The organism is Acinetobacter sp. Tr-809 (assembly GCF_011753255.1).
GTDB lineage: Bacteria > Pseudomonadota > Gammaproteobacteria > Pseudomonadales > Moraxellaceae > Acinetobacter.
Window position 1 is genome coordinate 1 of record NZ_VWVZ01000014.1, and the last position, 2,620, is coordinate 2,620.

1 pseudogene is annotated in these 2,620 nt (G+C 44.7%); it reads left to right on the forward strand.

The features are described 5' to 3' along the window. A pseudogene (locus F3J02_RS18640) lies at nt 1-2,620 on the forward strand (hypothetical protein); the annotation flags it as partial.

The following is a 2,620-nucleotide window of genomic DNA, read 5'->3' on the forward strand; positions in this document are numbered from 1 at the left end:
AGGGCTGGAATGTAAAATCAGACAGTAACTTAGCTGCAACGCAAGTGAAGCCAACAGATACGGTAGATATTGGTTTGGCGATAGGTGAAACTAATCTTAAATCGACTGCGGTGAATGATGGTAAAGGCACGACTACAATTGACTTTAGCTTAAGCCGAGACCTGAATATTGATACGGTCACTGCGGGTACTGGAACAAATAAAACCGTGTTGAGTCAGGCGGGCGTGAATATTGACAATGGAACGACCCAAACGCAGCTTGAAGCAGGTAAAGTGGTTGTTAAAAACACAGCGAATACTCTGACTTTAGATGCAGGCAAAGGCACACTTGAAGGTCTAAGCAATAAAGATATCAGTAGTGCGGACTTTGCGACTCAAGGTCGTGCAGCGACGGAAGAGCAATTAAAACAAATCCAGACGGGTTTGACGGACAGTGGCTTTGGTTTAACTGCGGCAGATGGTAATTCAGTACAGAAGAAACTGGGACAAACGGTGGATGTAGTTGGTGCCGACAGCAATATCACTACGAAGGTGGATCAAGGTAAGCTTGCCATAGAGTTATCCAAAGACTTGGCAGTGAATAGCGTCAACGCAGCTGGCACATTAATTAATAGCAATGGTCTCAGCTTTGTAGATGGTAGTGGTAATGCAATCGCAAATAGCCCAAGTATCAGCAAGAATGGAATCAGTGCGGGCAATCAAAAGATCACCAATGTTGCCAAAGGTGATGTGAATGCGACATCAACCGATGCGGTGAATGGCAGTCAATTGAATGAAGTTCAGCAAATTGCCAATAAGGGTTGGAATCTCACCACCAATAACAATGCGGCAAGTAAGAGCAATGTTGCACCTGACGGCACTGTAGATATCTCCAATGCAGACAGCAACCTTGTGATCAGCAACCAAGGTAATAATGTAGATATCCGTCTCGCCAATCAAGTTACGATTGGATCAGGCACAGGCAGCAACCCTGTAACAGTGAATGGTGTAACAGGTCGAATCAATGGTTTGACCAACACCACATGGGACCCGAACGCAACTTATAATAATAAACAGGCGGCGACTGAGGAACAGTTAAAATCAGTCAGTGATGTTGCACAGAATGCCAACAAGGGCTGGAATGTAAAATCAGACAGTAACTTAGCTGCAACGCAAGTGAAGCCAACAGATACGGTAGATATTGGTTTGGCGATAGGTGAAACTAATCTTAAATCGACTGCGGTGAATGATGGTAAAGGTACCACCACGATTGATTTTAGTTTAAGTAAAGATCTGAAAGTCGACAGCGTTAACGCAGCGGGCACATTAATCAATAGCAATGGCCTTAGCTTTGTGGATGGTAGCGGGAATGCGATCGCAAACAGCCCAAGTATTAGCAAGAATGGAATTAGTGCGGGCAATCAAAAGATCACCAATGTTGCCAAAGGTGATGTAAATGCGACATCAACCGATGCGGTGAATGGCAGCCAGTTGAATGAAGTCCAGCAAATTGCCAATAAGGGTTGGAATCTCACCACCAATAACAATGCGGCAAGTAAGAGCAATGTTGCACCTGACGGCACTGTAGATATCTCCAATGCAGACAGCAACCTTGTGATCAGCAACCAAGGTAATAATGTAGATATCCGTCTCGCCAATCAAGTTACGATTGGATCAGGCACAGGCAGCAACCCTGTAACAGTGAATGGTGTAACAGGTCGAATCAATGGTTTGACCAACACCACATGGGACCCGAACGCAACTTATAATAATAAACAGGCGGCGACTGAGGAACAGTTAAAATCAGTCAGTGATGTTGCACAGAATGCCAACAAGGGCTGGAATGTAAAATCAGACAGTAACTTAGCTGCAACGCAAGTGAAGCCAACAGATACGGTAGATATTGGTTTGGCGATAGGTGAAACTAATCTTAAATCGACTGCGGTGAATGATGGTAAAGGCACGACTACAATTGACTTTAGCTTAAGCCGAGACCTGAATATTGATACGGTCACTGCGGGTACTGGAACAAATAAAACCGTGTTGAGTCAGGCGGGCGTGAATATTGACAATGGAACGACCCAAACGCAGCTTGAAGCAGGTAAAGTGGTTGTTAAAAACACAGCGAATACTCTGACTTTAGATGCAGGCAAAGGCACACTTGAAGGTCTAAGCAATAAAGATATCAGTAGTGCGGACTTTGCGACTCAAGGTCGTGCAGCGACGGAAGAGCAATTAAAACAAATCCAGACGGGTTTGACGGACAGTGGCTTTGGTTTAACTGCGGCAGATGGTAATTCAGTACAGAAGAAACTGGGACAAACGGTGGATGTAGTTGGTGCCGACAGCAATATCACTACGAAGGTGGATCAAGGTAAGCTTGCCATAGAGTTATCCAAAGACTTGGCAGTGAATAGCGTCAACGCAGCTGGCACATTAATTAATAGCAATGGTCTCAGCTTTGTAGATGGTAGTGGTAATGCAATCGCAAATAGCCCAAGTATCAGCAAGAATGGAATCAGTGCGGGCAATCAAAAGATCACCAATGTTGCCAAAGGTGATGTGAATGCGACATCAACCGATGCGGTGAATGGCAGTCAATTGAATGAAGTTCAGCAAATTGCCAATAAGGGTTGGAATCT